Origin of the sequence: Thauera sp. K11, from assembly GCF_002354895.1 — a bacterium.
Classification (GTDB): Bacteria; Pseudomonadota; Gammaproteobacteria; order Burkholderiales; family Rhodocyclaceae; genus Thauera; species Thauera sinica.
Genome location: NZ_CP023439.1, coordinates 3,557,473 through 3,581,453, shown reverse-complemented (window position 1 = coordinate 3,581,453; position 23,981 = coordinate 3,557,473). Strand labels below are relative to the sequence as shown.

Annotated in this window: 25 protein-coding genes; 17 read left to right on the top strand and 8 right to left on the bottom strand. The window is 70.6% G+C overall.

Annotated elements, in window-relative coordinates; genetic code table 11:
- From CCZ27_RS15625 to CCZ27_RS15565, 13 genes are all read left to right on the top strand, one after another.
- Positions 1-981: a Bug family tripartite tricarboxylate transporter substrate binding protein gene (locus CCZ27_RS15625; protein WP_096449660.1), complete on the top strand. Its 981-nt coding sequence runs from the start codon at positions 1-3 to the stop codon at positions 979-981.
- 30 nt (positions 982-1,011) lie between these two features.
- Entirely contained in the window at positions 1,012-2,217 is a 1,206-nt protein-coding gene (locus CCZ27_RS15620; protein WP_096449658.1) for a thiolase family protein, read from the top strand.
- Between the two features lie 2 nt (positions 2,218-2,219).
- On the top strand, positions 2,220-2,648 hold the full coding sequence (locus CCZ27_RS15615; RefSeq protein WP_096449656.1) for a Zn-ribbon domain-containing OB-fold protein: 429 nt from the start codon (positions 2,220-2,222) through the stop codon (positions 2,646-2,648).
- A gap of 11 nt (positions 2,649-2,659) precedes the next feature.
- Positions 2,660-3,880, top strand: coding sequence for a CaiB/BaiF CoA transferase family protein (locus CCZ27_RS15610; RefSeq protein ID WP_096449654.1), 1,221 nt, complete (start codon positions 2,660-2,662; stop codon positions 3,878-3,880).
- A 21-nt stretch (positions 3,881-3,901) separates the two neighbouring features.
- Complete coding sequence (locus CCZ27_RS15605) at positions 3,902-4,900, top strand: DODA-type extradiol aromatic ring-opening family dioxygenase (protein ID WP_096449652.1); 999 nt, start codon at positions 3,902-3,904, stop codon at positions 4,898-4,900.
- Positions 4,901-4,937: 37 nt separating this feature from the next.
- A complete protein-coding gene (locus tag CCZ27_RS15600) occupies positions 4,938-5,612 on the top strand; it encodes an RraA family protein (protein ID WP_096449650.1) in 675 nt (224 codons plus the stop codon).
- 5 nt (positions 5,613-5,617) lie between these two features.
- A complete protein-coding gene (locus CCZ27_RS15595) occupies positions 5,618-6,283 on the top strand; it encodes an RraA family protein (protein WP_096452661.1) in 666 nt (221 codons plus the stop codon).
- Positions 6,280-6,942, top strand: a complete 663-nt coding sequence (locus tag CCZ27_RS15590) for a 4-carboxy-4-hydroxy-2-oxoadipate aldolase/oxaloacetate decarboxylase (RefSeq protein WP_096449648.1) — start codon at positions 6,280-6,282, stop codon at positions 6,940-6,942. Before CCZ27_RS15595 ends, CCZ27_RS15590 begins: the two co-directional genes overlap by 4 nt.
- Before the next feature lie 51 nt (positions 6,943-6,993).
- Positions 6,994-7,785, top strand: coding sequence for an enoyl-CoA hydratase/isomerase family protein (locus CCZ27_RS15585; protein ID WP_096449646.1), 792 nt, complete (start codon positions 6,994-6,996; stop codon positions 7,783-7,785).
- 109 nt (positions 7,786-7,894) lie between these two features.
- Positions 7,895-8,644 carry an electron transfer flavoprotein subunit beta/FixA family protein gene (locus CCZ27_RS15580; protein WP_096449644.1) on the top strand — a complete coding sequence of 250 codons (750 nt, stop codon included), beginning with the start codon at positions 7,895-7,897 and terminating at the stop codon, positions 8,642-8,644.
- 94 nt (positions 8,645-8,738) lie between these two features.
- Positions 8,739-9,671: an electron transfer flavoprotein subunit alpha/FixB family protein gene (locus tag CCZ27_RS15575; RefSeq protein ID WP_096449642.1), complete on the top strand. Its 933-nt coding sequence runs from the start codon at positions 8,739-8,741 to the stop codon at positions 9,669-9,671.
- A gap of 39 nt (positions 9,672-9,710) precedes the next feature.
- Positions 9,711-10,439 (top strand): TerC family protein, encoded by a 729-nt coding sequence (locus CCZ27_RS15570; RefSeq protein WP_198363141.1) that lies wholly within the window; start codon positions 9,711-9,713, stop codon positions 10,437-10,439.
- A gap of 217 nt (positions 10,440-10,656) precedes the next feature.
- Complete coding sequence (locus CCZ27_RS15565; protein ID WP_096449638.1) at positions 10,657-11,658, top strand: Bug family tripartite tricarboxylate transporter substrate binding protein; 1,002 nt, start codon at positions 10,657-10,659, stop codon at positions 11,656-11,658.
- 45 nt (positions 11,659-11,703) lie between these two features.
- Here the strand turns inward: CCZ27_RS15565 and CCZ27_RS15560 are convergent, their stop codons facing one another.
- From CCZ27_RS15560 to benC, 3 genes are all read right to left on the bottom strand, one after another.
- Positions 11,704-12,318, bottom strand: a complete 615-nt coding sequence (locus CCZ27_RS15560; RefSeq protein ID WP_096449636.1) for a trimeric intracellular cation channel family protein — start codon at positions 12,316-12,318, stop codon at positions 11,704-11,706.
- Between the two features lie 175 nt (positions 12,319-12,493).
- Positions 12,494-13,204: an MFS transporter gene (locus tag CCZ27_RS15555; protein ID WP_096449634.1), complete on the bottom strand. Its 711-nt coding sequence runs from the start codon at positions 13,202-13,204 to the stop codon at positions 12,494-12,496.
- A gap of 130 nt (positions 13,205-13,334) precedes the next feature.
- Complete coding sequence (gene benC / locus CCZ27_RS15550; RefSeq protein ID WP_096449632.1) at positions 13,335-14,354, bottom strand: benzoate 1,2-dioxygenase electron transfer component BenC; 1,020 nt, start codon at positions 14,352-14,354, stop codon at positions 13,335-13,337.
- 570 nt (positions 14,355-14,924) lie between these two features.
- On the opposite strand from benC, the gene CCZ27_RS15545 reads away from it, so the two are divergent.
- Positions 14,925-15,956 carry an AraC family transcriptional regulator gene (locus tag CCZ27_RS15545; protein ID WP_096449630.1) on the top strand — a complete coding sequence of 344 codons (1,032 nt, stop codon included), beginning with the start codon at positions 14,925-14,927 and terminating at the stop codon, positions 15,954-15,956.
- A 10-nt stretch (positions 15,957-15,966) separates the two neighbouring features.
- On the opposite strand, the gene CCZ27_RS15540 is transcribed toward CCZ27_RS15545, so the two are convergent.
- Positions 15,967-16,845: a LysR family transcriptional regulator gene (locus tag CCZ27_RS15540; protein WP_096452658.1), complete on the bottom strand. Its 879-nt coding sequence runs from the start codon at positions 16,843-16,845 to the stop codon at positions 15,967-15,969.
- 152 nt (positions 16,846-16,997) lie between these two features.
- Here CCZ27_RS15540 and CCZ27_RS15535 point away from each other — a divergent pair, with 152 nt between their 5' ends.
- Complete coding sequence (locus tag CCZ27_RS15535) at positions 16,998-18,233, top strand: multidrug effflux MFS transporter (protein WP_096449628.1); 1,236 nt, start codon at positions 16,998-17,000, stop codon at positions 18,231-18,233.
- Between the two features lie 267 nt (positions 18,234-18,500).
- Positions 18,501-18,974: a MarR family winged helix-turn-helix transcriptional regulator gene (locus CCZ27_RS15530; RefSeq protein WP_096449626.1), complete on the top strand. Its 474-nt coding sequence runs from the start codon at positions 18,501-18,503 to the stop codon at positions 18,972-18,974.
- Positions 18,975-19,144: 170 nt separating this feature from the next.
- Here CCZ27_RS15530 and CCZ27_RS15525 read toward each other — a convergent pair whose 3' ends face one another.
- A complete protein-coding gene (locus tag CCZ27_RS15525) occupies positions 19,145-20,902 on the bottom strand; it encodes an FAD-dependent oxidoreductase (protein ID WP_096449624.1) in 1,758 nt (585 codons plus the stop codon).
- 17 nt (positions 20,903-20,919) lie between these two features.
- Complete coding sequence (locus tag CCZ27_RS15520; protein WP_096449622.1) at positions 20,920-22,059, bottom strand: ABC transporter substrate-binding protein; 1,140 nt, start codon at positions 22,057-22,059, stop codon at positions 20,920-20,922.
- A 70-nt stretch (positions 22,060-22,129) separates the two neighbouring features.
- Between CCZ27_RS15520 and CCZ27_RS15515 the strand changes: the two genes are divergently transcribed.
- Positions 22,130-22,828: a GntR family transcriptional regulator gene (locus CCZ27_RS15515; RefSeq protein ID WP_232516440.1), complete on the top strand. Its 699-nt coding sequence runs from the start codon at positions 22,130-22,132 to the stop codon at positions 22,826-22,828.
- A 15-nt stretch (positions 22,829-22,843) separates the two neighbouring features.
- Here the strand turns inward: CCZ27_RS15515 and CCZ27_RS15510 are convergent, their stop codons facing one another.
- Both CCZ27_RS15510 and CCZ27_RS15505 read right to left on the bottom strand, forming a co-directional pair.
- The gene (locus CCZ27_RS15510) at positions 22,844-23,287 is read right to left on the bottom strand and encodes a gamma-glutamylcyclotransferase family protein (protein ID WP_096449618.1); all 444 of its coding nucleotides are present in this window, start codon (positions 23,285-23,287) and stop codon (positions 22,844-22,846) included.
- A complete protein-coding gene (locus tag CCZ27_RS15505) occupies positions 23,284-23,943 on the bottom strand; it encodes an HAD family hydrolase (RefSeq protein WP_096449616.1) in 660 nt (219 codons plus the stop codon). Before CCZ27_RS15505 ends, CCZ27_RS15510 begins: the two co-directional genes overlap by 4 nt.
- Between the last annotated feature and the right edge of the window lie 38 nt (positions 23,944-23,981).

Below are 23,981 nucleotides of genomic sequence, written 5' to 3'. Positions count from 1 at the left end.
ATGCTTTCCACCCGTACCCTCGGCCGCCTGTTCGGCCTCCTGATGATGGGCGCCGCCGGCGCCGCGCACGCCGCGGACGGCGACCCGGTGCGACTCATCGTCGGCTTCCCGCCGGGCGGCTCGACCGACACCGTGGCGCGCGTGATCGGCGACGAACTGCGCGAGCAGCTCAAGCGCCCGGTCATCGTCGAGAACAAGCCCGGCGCGGGCGGGCGCATCGCCGCGCAGGCGCTGAAGGGCGCGCCGGCCGACGGCACCGCCTACATGCTCGCCCCCAACGCCACCGCCATCTTCCAGAACCTGCTGTACTCCACCGCCGAGCGCAAGTACGACCTGCTGACCGATTTCACGCCGGTCGGCGTCGTCGTCTCCTATCCGCTGGCGCTGGCCGTCAGCAAGCGCGTCAAGGCCGGCAACCTGAAGGAATACGTCCAGTGGGTGAAGGCCCATCCGGAGGACGGCGTCTTCGGCACCGCCGGCGCCGGCGGCCACACCCACTTCTCCGGCCTGCAACTGGGCAAGGCGATCGGCGTCGATCTGCAGGTGGTGCCCTACAAGGGCAACGGCCCGCTGGTCACCGACCTGCTCGGCAGCCAGATCGCCGCGGGGGTGATGACCGCGGGCGACATCCTGCAGCACCACAAGGCCGGCACGGTGAAGGTGCTGGCGGTGTTCGGCGCCAGCCGTTCGCCGCTGATGCCGGACGTGCCCACCGTCAAGGAGCAGGGCTACGACGTCGACACCGGCGATGCCTGGACCGCGGTGTGGGCGCCGGCGAAGACGCCCAAGGCCGAGATCGAGCGCATGCAGCAGGCGCTCAAGGTGGCGCTCGACAAGCCGGCCATCCGCGAGAACCTGACCAGCAAGGCCACCCTGCAGCCGGATTTCCGCCCGGCGGCCGAGATGGACAAGCTGGTGCAGAAGGAACTCGCCTACTGGGGCCCGGTGATCAAGGCATCCGGCTTCACCCCCGCGCAGTGAGCGGCGGGACCATCCACGGGAAGGACTGAAATGAGCCTCAACGGAAAAGCCTGCATCGTCGGCGCCTACGAGCATCCGACGCGCCAGGCGGACGATCTGTCGGTGGTGCGGCTCCATGCCGACGTGGCCAGGGGCGCGCTGGAAGACGCCGGGCTGACGAAGGGCGATATCGACGGCTACTTCTGCGCCGGCGACGCGCCCGGCCTGGGCACCACTACCGTCGCCGAGTACCTCGGCCTCGATCTGCGCCACGTCGATTCCACCGAATGCGGCGGGTCCGCACCCATCCTGCACGTGGCGCACGCGGCCGAAGCCATCGCCGCGGGCCGCTGCAACGTCGCGCTGATCACCCTCGCCGGGCGCCCGCGCGCGCAGATGGCGCAGGCGCAGGCGGCGGCGAAGGAAGGCCGCGGCGGCAAGGCGCCGCTGGCGCTGAGGGCGCCCGATCCGGACGCGCCCGAACTGGCGTTCGAACTGCCCTTCGGCCCGGCGACGCAGAACCTCTACGCCATGGTGGCCAAGCGCCACATGTACGAGTTCGGCACCACCAGCGAGCAACTGGCGTGGATCAAGGTCGCCGCCTCCCATCATGCGCAGCACAACCCGAATGCGGTGCTGCGCAAGGTGGTGACGGTGGAGGACGTCGTCGAGTCGCCCATGGTCAGCGATCCGCTGCACCGCCTCGACTGCTGCGTGATGAGCGACGGCGGCGGCGCGATCATCGTCGCGCGGCCGGAGATCGCGCGCGAGCTGAAGCGCCCGCAGGTCGTGGTGCGCGGCACCGGCGAGGCGCCCAAGCACGGCATGGGCGGCCGGGTGGACCTGACCTGGTCCGCCGCGCGCCGGTCGGGCCCGCTGGCCTTCGCCGAGGCGGGCGTGACGCCCGCCGACATCCAGTACGCCTCGCTGTACGACAGCTTCACCATCACCGTGCTGATGCAGCTCGAAGACCTCGGCTTCTGCGCCAAGGGCGAGGGCGGCCGCTTCGTGATGGACGGCAACCTGATCTCCGGCGTCGGCCGCCTGCCGTTCAACACCGACGGCGGCGGCCTGTGCAACAACCATCCGGCCAACCGCGGCGGCATGACCAAGATCATCGAGGCCGTCCGCCAGCTCCGCGGCGAGGCGCATCCGGCCGTGCAGGTGCCCGGCTGCACGCTCGCGCTCGCCAACGGCATCGGCGGCGCGCTCGCCTCGCGCCACACCAGTGCCACCCTGATCCTGGAGAGGGTTTGACCATGAACCAGCAAGCCGACAGCGACAAGGCCGCCCGCGCGCCGGGCACGCCGCGCCGCATCCCCGCGCCGCGGGTCCTCCCCGAGTCGCTTCCGTTCTGGGAAGCCGCCAACGAGGGCCGGCTGCTCGTCAAGAAGTGCGCGGCCTGCGGCGAATTCCACCACTACCCGCGCGACATCTGCCCGCACTGCCTGAGCGCCGACACCGCGTGGGTGCAGGCCGCCGGCACCGGCACGGTGTATTCGTTCAGCACCATGGGGAAGGGCGAGGCCGCCTGCACCCTGGCCTTCGTCACGCTCGACGAGGGCGTGACGCTGCTGACCAACCTCGTCGATTGCGATCCGGCGAACGTCGGGATCGGCCAGCGGGTGAGGGTCAGCTTCAAACCCAGCGACGGCGAATACGCCGTGCCGATGTTCACCCCGGCGTGAAGGAGCCGCCCATGCACAACAGCGACAGCAACGGCAGCGTGCGCAAGGGGCCGCTGTCCCGCTTCACCGTCCTCGACGCCTCGCGCGTGCGGGCGGGCCCGACCGCGATCCGCCTGTTCGCCGACCTCGGCGCGCGCGTGATCAAGCTCGAGATCCCGTCCGGCGCCCCCGGCGGCGACGACATGATAGGCGGGCGCGACCACAACCGTGCCGACTACGAGAACCTGCACCGCAACAAGGAGAGCCTGACCCTCAACATGAAGGCGCCCGAGGGCATCGCCATCCTGCACAAGCTGGTGAAGCAGGCCGACGTGTTCATCGAGAACTACCGGCCGGACGTGAAGTACCGCCTCGGCATCGGTCCGGAAGCGCTGCGCGCGATCAACCCGCGGCTGGTGTATGCCAGCATCTCCGGCTTCGGCCAGGACGGGCCGTATGCCAACTGGCCGGGCTTCGACTCCATCGCCCAGGGCATGGGCGGGCTGATGAGCGTCACCGGCAAGCCGGGCGAGGGGCCGATGCGCGTCGGCATCCCCATCGCCGACCTGTGCGCCGGGCATTTCTGCGCGCAGGCGATCCTCGCCGCGCTGCTCGAGCGCGAAGTCTCGGGCGAAGGGCAGTGGGTCCAGACCTCGCTGCTGGAATCGCAGATCGCGATGCTCGACTTCCAGGCCGCGCAATGGCTGATCGACGGCAAGGTGCCGGGGCAGAACGGCAACGAGCATCCGCTGACCGTCCCCACCGGCGTGTTCGAGACCAGCGACGGCTACCTGAACCTCGCCGCCATCGGCCAGACGATGTGGAAGCGGCTGTGCGACGCGCTGGAGGTCCCGCACCTGGTGCAGGAACCCGGCTTCGGCTCCGACCCCGAGCGCGTGCAGAACCGCGAGCGGGTGAATGCCGCCGTCGGCGCGGCGTTCAAGACCCGCAGCACGGCGGATTGGACCGAGCGCCTGCTCGAGGCGGGCGTGCCCTGCGGGCCGATCCATCGCGTCGACCAGGTGTTCGGCGACGCGCAGGTGCGCCACTTGGGCATCACCCGGCCGATGCACCATCCCGAACTCGGCGACATTTCGCTGATCGGCCTGCCGATGCGCTTCTCGAGCCATCCCCGCGAGGACGGCCCGCTGCGTCCGGCGCCCCACCAGGGCGACCAGACCGATGCCATCCTGGCCGATCTCGGCTATGCGCCGGCGGACATCGCGCGCCTGCGCGCCGCCTTCGTCGTCTGACCCTCACCAGCGAGTTTCCACATGGCCCGACTAGTAGCCGCCTTCGGCTCCTCCCACAGCATCATGCTGGCCTCGCAGCGCGAGGACTGGCAGCACGGCTTTCGCGCGATCGACCCGAAGAACCGTTTCTATTACGACAAGAACGGCAACAAGACCGATTACGCAAGCCTGCTGCCGCTCGCGCCGCCCGGCGCGGACGAGATGGTCACGCCCGAACGCATGGGCGAGCGCTTCGACCAGGCCCAGGCCGCGATGGACGAACTGCGCGAGCGCATCCGCGCCGCGCGCCTGGACGTGCTGGTGCTGGTCGGCGACGACCAGACCGAGCTGTTCCGCACCACCAACAACCCGGCCTTCGCCATCTACTACGGCAAGACCATCCGCAACGGCGCCCAGGTGCACGGCGATGCCGACGCCTGGTACCAGAAGGCGCGCGTATGGCGCCAGGAGCCGGGCGGCGAGCGCGACTACCCGGTGCGCGCCGACATGGCCGAATGGCTGATCCGCCAGTTGTGCGACCGCGATTTCGACATCACCGCGATGGACGGCCTGGAACCCGGCCAGTACGAAGGGCACGCGTTTTCCTTCATCCACCGCCGCTACCTGCAGGACATCGAACTGCCGGTGATCCCGGTGATCGTCAATACCTTCGATCCGCCCAACCAGCCGACGCCGCGCCGCTGCATCCAGCTCGGCGCCGCGCTGCGCGAGCTGATCGCCGCCTATCCGGAAGACCTGCGCGTGGGCGTGCTGGCCTCCGGCGGGCTGAGCCACTTCGTCGTCGACGAGGATCTCGACAACGGCATCATCCGCGCGCTGCGCGACAAGGACACCGCCTGGCTGGCGGGCATCGATCCGAAGCTGCTGCAGGCCGGCAGCTCGGAGATCCGCAACTGGATCATCGCCGCCGAGGCGGTGAAGCCGCTCGACCTGGAATGGGTGCGCTACGTGCCGGGCTACCGCAGCCCGGCGCTGACCGGCACCGGCCTGTGCTTCGCGGCCTGGCAGACGCTGGACTGAGAACCCCGACCGCCCTCCATCGGCAAAGGATTTCCACATGACCGAAGTTTCCGACTCCGTGAGCGAGAACGTGCAGCGCCTGCGCCGTCTCGACGCCTGCGCGGTCTCCGACGCGCTCGACAAGCTCGGCCTGCCGGGCGCGGTGACCGGCTTGGCGCAGCGCTCCGGCAACCGCCGCATCGCCGGCCGGGTGATCACCGTCAAGCTCGGCACCGGCGAACCGCCGCCGGGGCCGCCGCGCCACCTGGGCTGCACCGCCATCGAGGCCGCCGGCCCCGACGACGTCATCGTCGTCGAACAGCGCACCGGCATCGAGGCCGGCTGCTGGGGCGGCCTGCTGACCCTGGGCGCCAAGGTGCGGGGGGTGGCCGGCGTGGTGGCCGACGGTCCGCTGCGCGACGTCGACGAGGCGGTCGCCTACGACTTCCCCGTCTTCAGCCGCAGCCTGACCGCGCGCACCGCCCGCGGCCGGGTGGTGGAGAAGGGCACCAACGTGCCGGTGCAGATCGGCGACGTGCAGGTGAATGCGGGCGACTACCTGCTCGCCGACGGCAGCGGCGCCATCTTCATCGCCGCCGCCGACATCGGGCGCGTGCTCGAAGCGGCCGAGACCATCGTCGCCAAGGAGGCCGCCATGGCCAGGTCCATCCTCGCCGGCACCCCGATCGGCGACGTCATGGGCGGCAACTACGAAAAGATGCTGGAGAAATGAACACCATGAGCAAGACCCGAGACCGCAACGTGGAACGCGCCGCCGCCTTCGACACCGCCACCCTGTCCGATGCGCTGGACAAGCTGGGCATCGCCGGCCAGTGCTACAGGATCAAGCCGCGCGACAACGGCTTTCGCATGGCCGGCCGCGCCTGGACCCTGCTCTACGGCCCGGCCGCCAATCCCCCCGGCACGGTGGGCGACTACATCGACGACGTGCCGCCGGGCAGCGTGATCGTGCTCGACAACGGCGGGCGCGACAACGCCACCGTGTGGGGCGACATCCTCACCGAGATCGCCCACCGCCGCGGCATCGCCGGCACGGTGATCGACGGCGTGTGCCGCGACACCCGCCTGTGCCTCGAACTCGGCTACCCGGTGTTCAGCAAGGACCACTGGATGCGCACCGGCAAGGACCGCGTGCAGGTCGAGGCCACCGGCATCCCGGTCAACATCGGCGATGCGCGCGTGGCGCCGGGCGACATCGTGCGTGGCGACGCCGACGGCGTGGTGGTGATCCCCAAGGAGCACGAGGACCGCGTGCTCGATACCGCCGACGAGATCGAGGCCGCCGAGAACCGCATCCGCGAGGCGGTGCGCGGCGGCATGCGGCTCGACGAGGCCCGCCGCCAGTTCAAGTACCACCAGTTGCAGACGCGGGAGGCTTCATGAACAGGCTGGATCCGGCGCTGACCACGCGCCTCGACTTCACCCGCCTGCCGCGCGAGCTGGCGGTGGCCGCCGCCGGGCTGCCGACCGCCACGCTGCACGAGGCGGCGAAGAAGACCGGCGCCCTGCCGGCGGCGATCAAGCCGGTGGCGCCGCACTTCCGCTTCGCCGGCTCGGCGCTCACCGTGCATTCTCCCGGCGGCGACAACCTGTGGCTGCACCGCGCGCTGGACGTCGCGCAGCCGGGCGACGTGCTGGTGGTGCATGTCGGCGGCGCCTACGAGCACGGCTACTGGGGCGAGGTGATGGCCACCATGGCCAAGGCCCGAGGGCTGGCCGGGCTGGTGATCGACGGCGGCGTGCGCGACAGCGTGCTGCTGGCCGGGCTGGGCTTCCCGGTGTTCTCCCGCGGCCTCAGCATCCGCGGCACCGGCAAGGACTTCGGCGCGACCGGCTGGATCAACTACCCGGTGATGATGGGCAACGTCATCGTCCATGCCGGCGACCTCGTCGCCGGCGATGCCGACGGCGTCGTGGCGATCCCCGCCGCGAGTGCCGCGGCGGTGGTGGACCTGGCCACCCGCCGGGAAGCGGACGAGGCCGCCATCGTGCGCCGCCTGGAACAGGGCGAGAGCACGCTGGACGTCTACGGCTGGCGCTGAGCCGCGCCGCCGCAGGCCGTTCCCGATCCCGCAGAAAAGGCAGAGGAAAGCATGTCCCGATCCAGCACGCCACCGCCGTCGCCGCCGCTGCTCGACGTCGACGGCGCGGTCGCCACCATCACGCTGAACCGCCCCGCCCACCGCAACCGCCTCCAGGAAGAGGACCTGCACGTGCTGCTGCGGCACTTCGAGCGGATCGACGATACCCCGTCGGTGCGCGTCGCCGTGCTCACCGCCAGCACCGCAGGGCAGACCCGGCCGGTGTTCTGCGCCGGCTACGACATGGGCAACTTCGACAGCCCCGACAGCGATCCGCATTTCTTCGAGCGCGTCCCGGATGCGCTCGCGGCGCTGCGGCCGGTGACGGTGTGCGCGCTCAACGGCAGCGTGTACGGCGGCGCCACCGACCTGGTGCTGGCCTGCGACCTGCGCGTGGCACTCGCCGGCATCGAGTTCCGCATGCCGGCGGCGGTGCTGGGCCTGCACTACTACCCCGGCGGCCTGCAGCGCTACGTGTCGCGGCTGGGCATCAATGGCGCCAAGCGCGCCTTCCTGACCGGACAGCCGCTGTCGGCGGAGACGCTCGACCGGTTCGGCTGCCTGGCGGCGCTGGCCGATGCCGGCGGCTTCGGCGACGCGGTGGACGGCCTGGTGCGGCAGGCCGCCGCGCTGGCGCCGCTGGCGGCGCAGGCGACCAAGCTGTCGCTCGACGAGATCGCCCGCGGCCAGCCCGACCTCGCCGCGATGCGCGCGCGCGAAAGGCTGACCCTGGCCTCGGACGACTTCCGCGAAGGCCGGCGCGCCTTCGCCGAACGGCGGACGCCGGATTTCAAGGGGCGCTGAACGCGGGTGCCGCCGCCGCGCGGCGCCCGCCACGATCAATCGGCCGCGCCGGCTCGCCCGCGCACGGCCCGGCCGGGGCCGCGGCGCCCCGCCAGCGGAGTGAAACGACATGAAGATTCTCATCCCCGTCAAACGCGTGGTCGATTACAACGTCAAGGTCCGGGTGAAGGCCGACGGCACGGGCGTGGACATCGCGAACGTGAAGATGAGCATGAACCCGTTCGACGAGATCGCGGTGGAAGAGGCGGTGCGTCTGAAGGAAGCGGGCGTGGCGAGCGAGGTGGTGGCGGTGAGCTGCGGCGTGGCGGCGTGCCAGGAGACGCTGCGCGCGGCGATGGCGATCGGCGCGGACCGCGGCATCCTGGTCGAGAGCGATACGGAGCTGCAGCCGCTGGCGGTGGCCAGGCTGCTGAAGGCGGTGTGCGACAGGGAAGGCCCGGCGCTGGTGATCTGCGGCAAGCAGGCGATCGACGACGACGCCAACCAGACCGGTCAGATGCTGGCGGCGCTGCTGGGGTGGGCGCAGGCGACGTTCGCCTCGAAGGTGGCGCTGGGCGAGGGCCGGGCGACGGTGACGCGCGAGATCGACGGCGGTCTGGAGACGCTGTCGGTGAAGCTGCCGGCGGTGGTGACGACGGACCTGCGGCTGAACGAGCCACGCTACGCGACGCTGCCCAACATCATGAAGGCGAAGAAGAAGCCGCTGGAGACGGTGAAGCCGGCGGACCTGGGCGTGGACGTCACGCCGCGGCTGACGACGCTGAAGGTGGCCGAGCCGCCCCGGCGCAGCGCGGGCGTGCGGGTGGCCGACGTGGCCCAGCTGGTCGACAAACTCAAGAACGAAGCGAAGGTGATCTGAAGATGGATACGACCCCCACGTTTGCGGCATCCGCCACTGCACTGCCCCCCAAGGGGGCGTGCCCCCTCCTCGGGACGGCCCAGCGGAGGGCGCAATGCTCCTGGTGATTGCGGAACATGACAATCAGTCGCTCAAGGCGGCGACGCTGAACACGGTGGGCGCGGCGGCGAAGATCGGCGGCGAGATCCACGTGCTGGTGGCCGGTTCGGGCTGCGGCGCGGTGGCCGGGGCGGCGGCGAAGATCGCCGGCGTGGCCAGGGTGCGGGTGGCCGATGCGCCGCACTACGAGGCGCAGGCGGCGGAGAACGTGGCCGAACTGGTGAAGGGGCTGGCGGGCGGCTACAGCCACGTGCTGGCGCCGGCCACGTCGTCGGGCAAGAACGTGCTGCCGCGGGTGGCGGCGCTGCTGGACGTGGCGCAGATCTCGGACGTCGTCGGGGTGGAATCGGCCGACACCTTCGTGCGGCCGATCTACGCGGGCAACGCGCTCGCCACGGTGCAGAGCGCCGATGCGGTGAAGGTCGTGACGGTGCGCACGACCGCGTTCGAGGCGGTGAGCGGGGACGGCGGAGCGGCGCCGATCGAGGCGGTGGCGGCGGGCGCCGACCTGGGGCTGGCGCAGTTCGTGGGGCGCGAGATCACGAAGAGCGCGCGTCCCGAGCTGGGCGCGGCGAAGATCATCGTGTCGGGCGGGCGCGGGGTGGGCAGCAGCGAGAACTACCACGCGCTGCTCGAACCGCTGGCCGACAGGCTGGGTGCGGCGCTGGGCGCCAGCCGCGCGGCGGTGGATGCGGGCTACGTGCCCAACGACTACCAGGTGGGGCAGACGGGCAAGATCGTGGCGCCGCAGCTCTACATCGCGGTGGGCATCTCGGGGGCGATCCAGCACCTGGCTGGGATGAAGGACAGCAAGGTGATCGTGGCGATCAACAAGGACCCGGAGGCACCGATCTTCCAGGTGGCCGACTACGGCCTGGTGGGCGATCTGTTCCAGGTGGTGCCCGAACTCACCGCGGCCGTGGGCTGAGCGCCCGCCCCGCACGACAACGACGGACGGATTCACATCATGGTCGACATATTCTCGGCGAGTTTCCTCGTCGCGCTGCTGCAGATCATCCTCATCGACATCCTGCTCGGCGGCGACAACGCGGTGGTCATCGCGCTGGCCTGCCGCCGGCTGCCGCCCGACAAGCGCAGGCAGGGCATCCTGTGGGGCGTTGCCGGCGCCATCGGGTTGCGCGTGGTGCTGATCTTCTTCGCGCTGCAACTGCTGGCGGTGCCTTGGCTGAAGGTGGCGGGCGCGCTGCTGCTGTTCTGGATCGGCATCAAGCTGCTGCAGCCCGAGGACGGCGGGCATGGCGAGGTCGCCGCGCCGGCCACGCTGGCCGGCGCCATCAAGACCATCGTCGTCGCCGACGCGGTGATGAGCCTGGACAACGTCATCGCCGTCGCCGGCGCGGCCAATGGCAGCCTCGCGCTGGTGGTGTTCGGCATCCTCGTGTCCATCCCCATCGTCGTGTGGGGCAGCCAGTTCGTGCTGAAGATGATGGACCGCTTCCCGATGGTCATCACCGGCGGCGGCGCGCTGCTCGGCTGGATCGGCGGCGGCATGATCGTCGGCGATCCGGCCCTGCCGCCCGACCTGTTCGCGGCGGTGCCGTACGCGAAATACCTCGCCTCGGCGCTCGGCGCCGTCCTCGTGGTGGCGGCCGGCAGGCTGCTTGCGCGGCGTTCCCGGCAGGCGGCGGAATGCCCCGGCGAAGAACCGGCCGAGCCGGCGCCGGAGACCGTCTGAAGCCGGCGATGGCAGGCACGGCGGGACGCCGCGCACCGGGCTTCGCACCACTGGCCGGCCGGGTCGCGCCGGCGGCGCGGACCGCCGCGCCTTCATCTCTCCTCCGGTGGGCGGTCTTTCCTGTTTCTTGCCTGCCCACCGTCTTCGGTCCGTCCGAGGCTGGCGCCTCGGACGGATTTTTTTGATCTTCCATCGTGGATCGCGTCAGGAGCATCCCATGAGCCGCATATCCGAATCCCGTTCCTCCAACCCCTTCCGCGCCCTGTGCGGCCTGGCGCTGGCATCGGCGCTGGCCGGCACGGCGGCGCAGGCCGCCGACTTCCCGTCGCGGCCGGTCACGATCTACACCGTATCGGCACCGGGCAGCGGACCGGACGTCCTGCTGCGCTTCATGGGCGGCAAGCTGGAGAAGTCGTGGAAGCAGAAGGTGAGGGTGGAGAACCGGCCGGGCGGTGCGGGCTTCCTCGCCATCGGCGCCGCCCGCCGCGAGGCGGCCGACGGCCACGCCCTGCTGGAGCTGGAATGCGAGCACCTGACCGCGCTGCAGCACCTCTACCCGAAGCGCAACTTCAACGCGCTGACCGTCTTCGATCCGGTCACCGCGCTGCTGAAGACGCCCTTCATGCTGGCGGTGTCGAGCAAGTCGCCGTGGACCAGCGTGAACGACCTGATCTCGGCCTCCGCCAGGACGCCGGACGAGATCACCTATGGTTCCTGGGGCGTCGGCAGCGCGGGGCACCTGGGTGGCGAACTGCTGGAACTGAGCGCCGGCGTGAAGACCGCCCACCTGCCGTTCCAGGACGTCGGCCAGCTCTACAACGCGGTGGCCAAGGGCCACGTGTCGTGGAGTTTCGCCAGCATTCCGTCCAGCCTCGAGGCGTATCGCGAAGGCGGCATCCGCTACCTCGCGGTGGCCGCGCCCAGGCGGATCGACCTGTTTCCCAACGTGCCGACCATCGCCGAGGCGGGCGGCCCGGCCGGCGTCACCGTCGAGTCGTGCGCGGTCATCGTCGCGCCCCGGGGCGTACCCGGGGCGGTGCGCGAACGCATCCACCGCGACGTGCAGCAGGTGCTCGCCGAACCCGAGGTGCGCGAGAAGCTGCGCGGCTTCGCCTACGAGCCGCTGACCTGGTCGGCCGAGGAGATCCGCCGCAACGCCGAGCAGCGCTCGCGCGAGTATGAAAGCCTGATCCGGCGCGCCAACATCCGGCTCGACTGAAGCGCGCGGGCCGGCCGCACGGCATCTGGCTGGCCGGCGCCGCTCCTACTTGCGCTCGGCGTAGGTCGGCAGCGTGATGCGGAAGACGATGGCGAGCAGGCGCACGGCGAAGATCAGCGCCATCGCGCACCAGGCGGCGAGCACCGGCGGCACGCCGAGCCGCTGCAGCCCGACCAGCGACAGCGCGCCGGCCCAGGCCGCCGAGGCATAGAGTTCGCTGCGCACGAAGACCAGCGGGACGTCGTTGCACAGCACGTCGCGCAGCACGCCGCCGACCACGCCGGTGATGACGCCAAGCAGGCTCGCCGCCAGCCAGGGCGCCTGCCATTCGAGCGCGATCTGCGTGCCGACGACGGTGAAGAGGGCCAGGCCGACCGCGTCCGGGATCAGGAACAGGCGCGCCGGGAGCCGCAGGCCGCGCACCGCGAAGAAGGTGGCCACCGTGGTGGCCAGGGCGGCCACCAGGTAGGTCTGGTCGTTGATCCAGAACACCGTGCGGTCGAGCAGGATGTCGCGCACCGTGCCGCCGCCCAGCGCGGTGGCGCCGCCCACCATGACGACGCCGATGATGTCCATGTTCTTGCGCCCGGCATCGAGCACGCCGGTCAGCGCATTGACCGCCACGGCGGCGAGGCCGACCCAGTAGAGCAGGTTGTCCATCCCAAGTCTTCCGGTTCGCGGGAGGTCTGCAGTGTATCGGCTCCGCCCCGCCGCGCTAAGGGCATGGCCGGGCGGGAATGCGGGAGAAAAAAAGTCCATCGCGCGATCCCGGGGAAAGCGCGATGGACGGGAAGGCGGGGCGCTCCGGCGGCGGCGCTCCCGCGTGGATCTCCGCTCAGCGGCTGGAAGTGCCGGCCGCCAGCGCACGCTCCGGCGCCGCGTCGGGCACCTCGGCGCTGACGTCCTCGTGATGCGCCGAGGCCGAGCGGCGGTGGTCGATCAGCGTCAACGCGGCCGCCGCGATCACCGCCGGGATGGCGATGGCGACGAAGTTCTGCTGCAGCGGCAGCGCCATGCCGACCAGCGTGCCGATGACGATGGGCGCGAGGATGGCGCCGGCGCGGCCGATGCCGAGCATGAAGCCCAGGCCGGTGGAGCGCACCGCCATCGGGTAGAACTGGCCGCAATAGGCGCAGGTCACGATCTGCGTGCCGATGGTCGAGGCCCCGGCCAGCGCGACCACCAGGTACAGCATCCCGGTCGGCAGCTTGTAGCCGAGCAGCGTGATCGACGCCGCCGCCAGCAGGTACATGCCCACCAGCACGTGCTTGATGTGGAAGCGATCGGCCAGCCAGCCGCCGCCCACCGCGCCGGCGATGGCGCCGGCGTTGAGCACCAGCACGAAGGTCAGCGCCGAGCCCAGGCTGTAGCCGGCGCTGGTCGCATCGACGCCCATCTCCTTCATGATGGACGGCAGCGCGATGCCGGCCACCGCCAGGTCGTAGCCGTCGAAGACGATGATGAGCGCGCACCACAGCAGCACGAGGCCGTGGAATCCGTTGAAGCGGGCGTCGTCCGCCAGCTTGTGTACATCGATCTGACGCATGGGATGTCTCCTCCTTTTTGGGTTGTTGTCTGCAGAATCGTGGGCAATGCCGGCCGCCGCCCGCGCACGGGGCGGGCGGGGCGATCGCGGGCGGGAGCCGCCCTGCCGCGGCCGGTGGGCCCGGGGCCGCTCAGGCGGTGCTGGCGGCGAACTTCTCGTAGTGGAACGAGGCCGACTCGACGCCGATCTCGCGCAGGTGCCGGGCCACCGCTTCGACCATCGGCGGCGGTCCGCACAGGTAGATGTCGACCTCGCCGCCGTTGAGGCGGGCGGGCTCGATGTGCTGCATGACGTAGCCCTTGCGCGGGTGGCCGCTGTTCTCGTCGACCACGCAGACGGCGTAGCTGAAGTTCGGGATCAGGCGCGTGAAGGCGTCCAGGCGCGCGGTCTCGACCACGTCGCCGTCGGTGTTGACGCCGTAGATCAGGTGGATCGGGTGCGGGTTGCCGCCGGCCGCGGCGATCCTGTCGAGCATCGCCAGGAACGGCGCCAGGCCGGTGCCGCCGGCGAGCATCAGCACCGGGCGCTGGACGGGGCGCAGGTAGAAGCTGCCGAAGGGGCCGGTGAGGGTCATCGCCTCGCCCGGCCGCGCGCGTTCGGCCAGGTAGCCGCTCATCAGCCCGTCGGGGACGTTGCGGATCAGGAACGAGACCGTGTCGCCGCCGGGGTCCATCGAGCTGAACGAATAGGCGCGGTGGTGCGCGCCGTCGCCGGGCACCTGCAGGTTGGCGTACTGGCCGGGCAGGAAGAGCAGCTTCTGCAGCGCGTCGCCCTGCAGGACGAGCGAGAAGGTGTTGTCCGACAGCCGGCGCACCTCCCTGATCTGCGCGGTGTAGCTTTCCTGGCGCGTCTTGCACACCGAGGAGTCGGCGGGAATGCGCACGACGCAGTCGGACGTCGGCCGCATCTGACAGGCCAGGGCGTAGCCCTGCGCCGCCTCGTCCCCGCTCAGCGCGTCTTCGATGTATTCGCCGAGCGCATAGCTGCCCGATTCGACGCGGCACTTGCACGCGGCACAGGCGCCCTCGCGGCAATCCATGGGAATGTTGATGCCCTGGCGGTAGGCGGCATCGACGACGGATTCGCTGCCGCTGCACTTGATGAAGCGGGTCACGCCGTCTTCGAAATCCAGCGCGATGGTGTGGCTCATTGATCTGTCTCCTGTCTCATCGGCGAACCTTGCCGGGTTGCCGTCCCCTTTCGCGCCCGGCACGAGGCCGGGAGCCGGGGTGCGGTGTCGAGGTGAATCAATGCTTTTGTTCTGGTCCGGATTCCGCAGGACCTGCGTGTTCGCGTCCATACCCTTCGGATCGGGGGATGGTGCGGCATTGATCCGGGTCGAATTCTAGAAATATCGAGAAATTTCCGTATATCCGAAATTTGCGCCCGGAACAGGCAATGAAGTCCGCTTCCGGCAGGCCACCGGCGCGGGTCGCCGCCGTGGCGGCCGATGTTGCGCAGCACCCAGGCGACGGCGCTGCGGGCCTGTTGCTGTCGGGGGAACCGTTCAGTCTAGAAGCGCGCCGCCGGCCGGACTATCCGGAAACGGCGGTGGGCGGGCGCGGATTCGTCCGGAAACGGCAGCCGGCGGTGGCGGGGAAGGCCACTTCCTTGCACGAATACGATGCTTGGTGTTTGATGAACATCAAACGGAACGCTCATCTCGTGCCGCCGGTGCTCCGCCGCCCGCACGAGCCCGCCGGCCGATCGATGGAGGCCCATGTCCGCCAAGCCCAGCGTCCTTGCCCCGCTGTATGGAAACTGCCTCTTCCGTTCCGACGAGCGCGTGGAGGCGCACGAATACGTCGCGCGCGAACTGATCGACCATGTGCTGCGCTGGAAGCGGGGGCGGCCCGACGTCGCGATGTACAAGGGCCAGGCGAACCGCCTGCAGGTCTACCTGCTGCGGTACGGCGCCGAGGTCGAAGTGACGCCGCGTCCGTTCGACGACTTCGCGCTGGTGCACACCTCGCTGCTCGGCGCCGCCGAGATCGAGGCGGACGGCAACCGCATCGAACTGGCCGAAGGCAGGACGGCCGTGCTGGCGCCGCGGCGGCGCCTGCTGCTGCGCTGGTATCCGGGCACCGAGCAACTGATCGTGAAAGTGCCGCACGCATTGATGCGGGAGGCCGCCGCCGGCGAGGAAGACCAGCCGCTCGGCCTCGCGCCGGGCTTCATGTTCGCGCGCACACACGGCGTGCAGTGGGGCCTGCTGCTGCAGTCGCTGCTGAACATGACGGCGATGTCCGGCGAGCCGGGCGGCGAGGGCATGAACCGGGCGTGGCTCGACCACTTCGAACGCAATCTCGCCCTCTTCATGCTCTCGCACCAGCCTGACGGCCTTCCTGCCACGGAGCAGGCCGCGACGGGCCCCGGCGGCGCGACGCCGGTTGACGACGCGGGCACGGCGCCGCTGCGCGATGCCGGCGACGCGCGCATGGCGGCGCTGATGGAATACATGGAAGCGCGCCTGTGCGCGCCGATCACGCTCGAAGACCTCGCCCGCGCGGCCGGCACCAGCGTGCGCACGCTGAACCAGCTCTGCCACCGCCACCACGGCGTCACGCCGATGGACCTGCTGCGCAATCTGCGGCTGGACGCGGTGCATGCGCGGCTGCGGCTGCAGCCCGACCTCGGCATCACCGAAACCGCGCTGGCCTTCGGCTTCGGCCATCCGGGCCGCTTCGCGCAGTACTACCAGGAGCGCTTCGACGAACTGCCGCGCCAGACCCAGGCCAGGATGAAGGCGTGACGGCCCGCCTTCAGCCGGCGAGCCGGGCGGGCAGATGTTCGGCCAGATGGTCGACGAAGGTGCGGATCTTCGCCGACAGGTGCTTGCGGCTGGGATAGACCGCGTAGATGCCGATCGGGTCGAGCGTGTAGTGCTGCAGCACCTCCACCAGCCGCCCGGCGCGCAGCTCGTCGCCGACCAGGAAGCGCGGCTGGCGCAGCAGGCCGACGCCATCGGCCGCCAGTTGCAGCAGCATGTCGCCGTTGTTGGCGCGTACGGTGCCGCCCACCTTCACCGTCTGTTCGCCGTCGGCGCCGCGCAGGGTCCATTCGCTGCCGGAGGAGGAGTAGCTGTAGAGCAGGCAGTTGTGCCGCTGCAGATCGGCCGGCGAGGCCGGCACGCCGTGGCGTCGCAGGTAGTCCGGCGAGGCGCAGAACACCACGCGGTCGGTGGCGAGGCGGTGGGCGATGAGCCCGGGTTCGGGCGAGGGCCCGGCGCGCAGCGCGAGATCCATGCCTTCCTCAATGAGGTCGACGCGGCGGTCGCTGAGCGTGGCGTCGATGCGCACCTCCGGGTATTTCGCGAGATAGCCCGAAATCAGCGGCCCCAGGTGGCGGACGCTGAACGAGACCGGCATCGCCACGCGCAGCAGGCCCTGCGGCTTCACCGTCAGGTTGACGGCGCTGGCCTCGGCTTCGGCGATCTCGGCGAGGATCTGCGTGCAGCGCTCGTGATAGGCCGCGCCCGATTCCGTCAGGCCCAGCCTGCGCGTGGTCCGGTGCAGCAGGCGGGTGCCGAGATGTTCCTCCAGGTGGGCGATGTACTTGGACGCCATCGCCCGCGACAGGCCCAGGCGCTCGGCCGCCGCGGCGAAGCTGCCGCCATCGACGACGGCGGCGAAGACTCTCATGCTGGTCAGCGTATCCATGGCCGTCCGTGCAGGCGATCGAAACGGGTCGATTATCAACAATCGAGAACCAAACCATCAACGGCTCCCGGGTTTATCCATTCACTATGCGCAAATAGAATCGCTGCCATCGTCCGTCTCCCGATGCGCCCGCCATGTCGCCGCCCTTCGTCATCCTGATCCTGTCGCTGCTGCTCGGCCTGCAGCCGCTCACCACCGACCTCTACCTGCCGGCCCTGCCGGCGCTGACCAAGAGCTTCGGCACCGTGCCGGCGCAGGCCCAGCTTACGCTCACCGCGCTGCTGCTGGCCTTCGGCCTGTCGCAACTGGTGTGGGGGCCGGTGTCGGACCTGGTCGGGCGGCGCAAGGTGCTGCTCGCCGGCCTGGCGGGCTACACCGTGGCCGCCGTCGGCAGCACCCTTGCCGCGTCGATCGAGGCGCTGGTGCTGTGGCGCACCGTGCAGGGCGCCTGCATGGGCGCGGGCACGGTATGCGCGCGGGCGATCGTGCGCGACCTGTACGCACCCGAGGCAGGTGCGCGGGCGATGAGCAAGGGCCTGTCGGGGCTGGGTGTGGTCGCCTGCATCAGCCCGCCGCTGGGCGGCCTCGTCGCCGAACTGTTCGGCTGGCGCACGGCGCTGATGCTGCTGGCGCTGTTCGGCGGCGCCACGCTCTTCGTGGTCGCGCGCCGCTTCGAGGAGACGCTGCGGGAGCGCCGCCCCGCAGCGCTGCGGCCGGCGGTGCTGGCGGGCACGGCGAGGCAGATCCTCGGCAACGGCACCTTCTGGGCCTTCGCCCTGCTGTGCACCTCGTCGTTCGGCGGCCTGTTCTGCTTCCTGGCCTCGTCCTCGTTCATCTTCATCGGGCTGTTCGGTTTCTCCTCCACCGCCTACGGCATGGTGCTGCTGTCGCTGTCCGCCTGCTACATCGCCGGCACGATGCTGTGCCGGCGCCTGCTGGTGCGCATCGGCGTGACGCGCGCGGTACGGGTGGGCGGGCTGCTGTCGCTGAGCGGCGGCGGGCTGATGGCCGCGCTGCTGGTGGCCGGGGTGAACGACCCTTGGGCGGTGATGGCGCCGGCCTGGCTCTACATGCTCGGCCACGGCATCCACCAGCCCTGCGGGCAGAGCGGGGCGGTCGGTCCGTTCCCGCAGGCGGCCGGCACCGCCTCCGCGCTGGCGGGCTTCCTCATGATGGCGGTGGCGTTCGCATCCGGCGGCTGGGTGGGTGCGCACATGGACGGCACCGCGTCGCCGCTGATCGAGGGCATGGCGTTCTGGAGCGTGTCGGTGGCGCTGGTGGCGTGGGTCCTGGTGCGGCGTGTCGGCCCCCGGCATGAGCCCGCCGCGCCGTCGGCCGCCGGCGCGGCATCGCGGCAGGGATGCGCCTGAGGCATCGTGCCGGCGCGAACGCGGGGAAACGCGTGCCGCCCGGCCACGCTGCCGCCGGACGGGCCGGCGCACATCCGCCCGCGTCCGCCGACATCCACCACTGGCACGCGCATCCGGTGCAAGGCGCGGATCGAAGGCAGGCGTCCGTCATGCGGTTCCGGCACGGCAGGGCGCTGGGATATACTTGCAAAGTAAAGTGATTCCCCGGCAGCGTCGCCGCAAAGGCCCGCCGGAGAGCATCCCGCCGCGAAACGGAACGACAACAGCATGCCCGCGAAGAAGAAGATCAGCCGCTTTCTGCCCGACAGCGAAGCCTTTCGCTACGAGGATTTCCCGTTCTACTGGCTCGCCCGGGTGCATGGCATCTACGCGCTCGAGATGGAACGGGTACTGAAGAAGCTCGGCACCGACATCCCGACCCGCCGCGTGCTGATGATGCTGCGCCTGCACGGCACCGTCAGCGTGTCGGAGCTGGCGACGCATTCCATCATCAAGCTGTCCACGCTGACCCGCATCATCCAGCGCATGCGCGAGGAGGGCCTGGTCGAGACGAAGACCAATGCCGAGGATGCGCGCATCACCGATGTCCACATCACGCAGAAGGGCGAGGAACTCGCCGACCGCATCCAGCAGGCGACGAGGAAGATCTTCGTGAAGGGCTACCAGGGCCTGACGGAATCGCAACTGACGAAGTTCACCGAGACCCTGCAGGTGATCTTCCGCAACTTCGCCGACGACTGAATCACGGGCCCCGGCATCCCGGCCGCTGCCGCGCCGGTCTGGATATGCGAGTCCGCGCCGCGCGCGTGCGCTTCAGTCCCCGATGCCGTCGCACTGGCCGCCCGGCACGCCCCGCACCCTGTTTGCGAAGCGTTGCCGGATGCTGCTCCGCCGCGGGCGGAGCGGGCGTCCTAGCCGCGGCGGTCGAGCACCGCATCGATGGCGGCGGAGAGCTGGCGCAGCGCCTCGGCGTCGTCCCACACGGCTTCGCCCTGGCGCCATGCGACATGGCCGTCCGGCCGCACCAGCAGGGCGCCGGCCTCGTGGATCTCGCGCACCCGCTGCCAGGCGCAGTACGGGTCGGCGGTGCCGCGCTCGCCGGTGACGACGGTGCGCAGGAAGGGCAGATCCAGCGCTTGCGTGGCGCGTACCCAAGCCTGGCCGGCGATGCCGGTCAGCAGCGTGAACCGGCCCTTGCCGGTGACGTCCAGCGTCGACACGCGCAGCCCGCGCCGGTCGACCAGCCAGGCGTGCGGGATCTTCGCGCCCGGCCGCGTGGTGGCCTGGAGATGGAGCTGGCGGTCGCGCTTCCAGACCTCCTCGCCGGCGGCGGGGTCGGGGATCACCGCGGAGGATTCGTAGCGCTGGTTCAGCTCCACGCCCTGCGCGTTGAACTCGGTGTTCTTCAGCTCCAGCGCCTTCTGCAGCGCCTCGCGGACCTGCACGCCCTCGGGCGTGGGCGCGCGCAGACGGGCCAGCCCGGCGGCCACCGGATCGCTGCCGCCTTCGGCGCGGAGGCATGCGTGCAGCGGCGCGTAGTCCTGCCGCGACTGGTTGGCGCGGGCCACGATCTGCCGGCCCACCGGCACGCGCTCGGCGCCGTAGCTGTCGAGCAGGCCGGGGCCGGCGTGGCCCTTGATCACGTAGGCGAGCTTCCACGCCAGGTTGAACGCGTCCTGCATGCAGGTATTGGAGCCCAGGCCGCTCGACGGCGGATGGCGGTGCACCGCGTCGCCGCCGCAGAACACGCGGCCCCTGGAATACGCGGTGGCGTGCTGCTGGTTGACGTACCAGGTCGAGCTGCGCACCAGTTCCACTTCCAGTTGCGGGTCGCCGACCAGGGTGCGGATCTTGCCCAGCATGGCTTCGTCCGACAGGTCGGGTTCGCCGTCGGCCATGTCGAAGCCCCAGCCGGCGATCCATTCGTCCCACGGTCGCACCGCGCGCAGCAGGCCCATGCCGATCTCGCCGAAACCGGCGGCCGAGGTCGCGATCCAGTGCAGGATGCTGGGGCGGTGAGCGACGTAGCGGGCGAGGTCGGCGCGGAAGATCACGTAGGCGGTGCCGGCGCGCGCCATGACGCCTTCCAGCGGCAGGCCGAGTTCCTCGACGATCTGCGAACGCGCGCCGTCCGCCCCCACCAGGTAGCGGGCGCGCATCGAGTACTCGTGCCCGGACAGGCGGTCCCTGAGCCTCGCGGTGACGCCGTCGGCGTCCTGCTCGTGGCCGAGGTATTCGGTGTTGAAGGCCACGCTGGTGCCGCGCTCGGCGGCGTTCTTCAGCAGGATGGGCTCCATCTTCGGCTGGATCACGTCGAGCAGCGTGCAGGGACTGCCCTGCACGTAGTCGCCGTGGCGCTCGTCGCCGGTGCCCCAGGTGCGCAGGCGGGCGATCTCCTCGCCGGCGAGGCTGGTGGCGAACAGCGTGTCGCCCATCTGCTCCCACGGCGTGGCGTACTTGCGCACCTCGTCCTCCACGCCGAGGTCGCGCAGCACCTCCATCGCGCGCTGGTTGGTGATGTGGGCGCGCGGCGTGTCCGCCAGCCAGTTCCAGCGGGACACCATGTGCACCCGCACGCCGTAGGTGGCCAGCGCGAGCGCGGTGGTGGCGCCGGTGGGGCCGGAGCCGACCACCAGCACGTCGGTATCGAAACCGTCCGGGTCCTTCATCTCCGTTTCCGCTGCGCTCACTTGACCAGCTTCCACGCGCCGTTGGCGACCTCGATCAGCACCGGGCCGGCGGGATCGTAGCCGCCGTGGTCGGTGGGCGACATGGTGTAGGTGCCGTTGGCGCCCACGACCTTGTGCGACTTCTCGAGCGCGTCGCGCACCGCCTCGCGGAACTCCGGCGTGCCGGGCTTGGCGCTCTTCAGCGCCTGGGTGAAGGCGCCTTCGAGCAGCAGCCAGCCGTCCCAGGACGCGCCGGCGAAGGTCGAGCGCGTGTTGGGGCCGTTCTTCGCCTCGATCGCCTGCACCAGGCCGAGTCCGACCTTCTTGTTCGGATGGCTGTCCGGCAGTTGCTCGGCGACCAGCACCGGCGCCACCGGCAGGCGCGTGCCTTCGACGGCCTTGCCGCCGACGCGCAGGAACTCCTTGTTGGCGACGGCGTGCGACTGGTACATCGGGCCGGTGTAGCCGCGCTCGCGCAGCGTGGTCGCCGGCAGCGCCGCGGGCGTGCCGGTGCCGCCGACGAAGATGGCGTCGGGTTTGGCGGCGAGCAGCTTGAGGGACTGCCCGGTCACCGACGTATCCACGCGGGCGTAGCGCTCGGTGGCGACGATCTTGATGCCGGCCGCTTCGGTCGTCCTGGTCAGCGCCTTCAGCAGCAGTTCGCCCCAGGAGTCGGCAAAGCCGATGAAGCCGACCGTCTTGATGCCCTTCTCCTTCATGTCGGCCACCGCGCGGCCGACCATCACGTCGGCGGTGGGCTCGACGCGGAATGCCCATTTCCGCTTTTCGGGCGCGATCTCGATCGGTGCCTGCGACAGCAGCGCCACTTTCTCTTCGTTGGCGACGTCGGCCATCGCCATGCCGGAGGTGATGAGGTTGGGCCCGAACAGCACGTCCACCTTGTGCTCGCTCGCCAGCTTGCGCGCATTCTTGACGGCGTTGCCCGGATCGGTGGCGTCGTCGAGCACGATGTAGTTGATCTTCTCGCCGCCCAGGCTCTGCGGCATCAGGTCCACCGCCTTCTTCGTCTCCAGGCCGAGCGAAGCGGCCGGACCGGTGAGCGAGAACACCACGCCGACGTTGATGTCGGCCAGTGCCGGCGCTGCGCCCAGCGCGAGGCAGAGGGCGGCGAGTAAGGTCTTGAGCGTGGATTGCATGGGGGTCTCCGGGTTGTTGTGGTGTAGAGCTTGCATGCTAGCATGCAAGTTGTAGGATGCAAGGGGGCCGATGCTAATATCCGCCCTCGCCATTTCCGCCCGCGGCGCCGACGACATGGAAACCCCGCACAAGAAAGCCCTGATCTACCAGGAGATCCTGCAGCGCCTGCTGGCGGGGCGCTACCGCTTCGGCGAGCGCATCCCGGTGAAGGAGATCGGCGAGGAAACCGGCGTCAGCCGCCAGCCCGTCATGACGGCGCTGTACAGCCTGCAGGAGCGCGGCTTCGTACGCATCACCGCCCAGGTCGGCTGCGAGGTGATCTCGCCCGCGCCGGACGAGGTGGAGGACTTCTACCGCATGTTCGCGGCGGTGGAGGGCGTCATCGCCGGCCTGGCGGCGGGCCGCGCCACCGCGGACGAACTGGCGCGGCTGCGCGACATCAACGCGCAGCTCGACCATCTGGCGCCGCATGCGGCGAGCGCGGCCGACTACCGCCGCATCAACGTCGACTTCCATCGCCAGTTGCACCTGATGGCGCATTCGCCGCTGATCAGCGCGCGCCAGCTCGCCAACTTCGAGATGTCGGACTTCTTCATCGTGCAGAGCTGCGGCTTCGACGCCCACCTCGACCGCGTCGCCGGCGAGCACCAGGACGTGATCGACGCGATCGCCTCCGGCGACGCGCGCCGTGCCGACGCCGCGGCGCAGGCGCACATCCTCAGCGTGTCGGCGACGGTGGTCGGCTACCTGCGCCGCCTCGCCGGCTGAGGTGCCGCGGCGGTTTCAGCCGCGGCGGTCCGCGTCGCGTGCCAGCACGCCGAAGCCGAGGTAGGCGGCCTCGAAGCGCGCCTTGCCGTGGCGCAGGAAGCGGTCGAAATCCCAGTCGCCGGCGGCGAGCCGGGCGGCGTAGCGGGGCTTGAAGAGATAGGTCCAGGCGGCGACCGTGCGGCCGTCGGCAAGGCTCACGTCGACCCGGCCGCGTTCGTACTCCTCGCCTTCGAAGGCATCCAGCCGCGGCCAGGCCGCCGTCGGCAGATCCAGGTAGAGCACGCCCTGGACCGTGCTGCCGGCGGCGCACACCATGCCAGGGTAGTGCTGGCCGATCACCGGGTGGCGGCGATGGTCCGCGAGCACGGCGGGCGCATGGCGGGTGCAGGCCGTGCCGCACACCGCCGACATGATGTCCTCGCACATCAGCGAGCCGTAGGTGAAGCAACTGGAAATCATCGTTCGTCCAGGACGGCGTCGGCGAGCGCCGCAGGGCTGGGCAGCGCGCGCCAGTGCGGCGCCAGTCCGGCCGCGTCCAGGCTGCCGTAGCCCCAGGTCGCGGCGAGAAAGGGCAGGCGGTTGGCGTCGGCCGCTTCGCCATCCTCGCTGCGGTCGCCCACATACACCGCCGCCTCGCGCGGTATGCCGCGGTCGGCGAGCAGGCGCGCGATCATCGCCGCCTTGTCCGGCAGGCGCGGCTCGGACATGTCGAGCGCGTAGACCGCGTCGAAATGCCCGGCCCAGCCCAGGTGTTCGAGGATCAGCCGCGTCGGGTGCAGGCGCTTGTTGGTGGCGATGGCGAGCCGGCACCCGCCCGCGGCCAGGCGCGTCAGCATGTCGCCGACGCCGTCGTAGGCGGCGGTGCGGCGGTAGCCGGCGGTGTCGTAGCTGGCCTTGAAATGGGCGGCGAGTTCGCCGACCAGCGCGGCATCCGTGCTGCCGGCGAGCAGTTCGAGCGTTTCGAGCAGCGGCGGGCCGACGATGCCCTCGTCGATGGGGACGGCAGGCGCGCGGCCGGCGGCGGCGAAAGTCTCGCGATAGCTGGCGAGGATGGCGGGCGCGGAGTCGATCAGGGTGCCGTCGAGGTCGAACAGCACGTGCTGGTAGCGGGACATGGGCTGGGCTGCGGATGGCGAGGCGCCATTCTACGCGC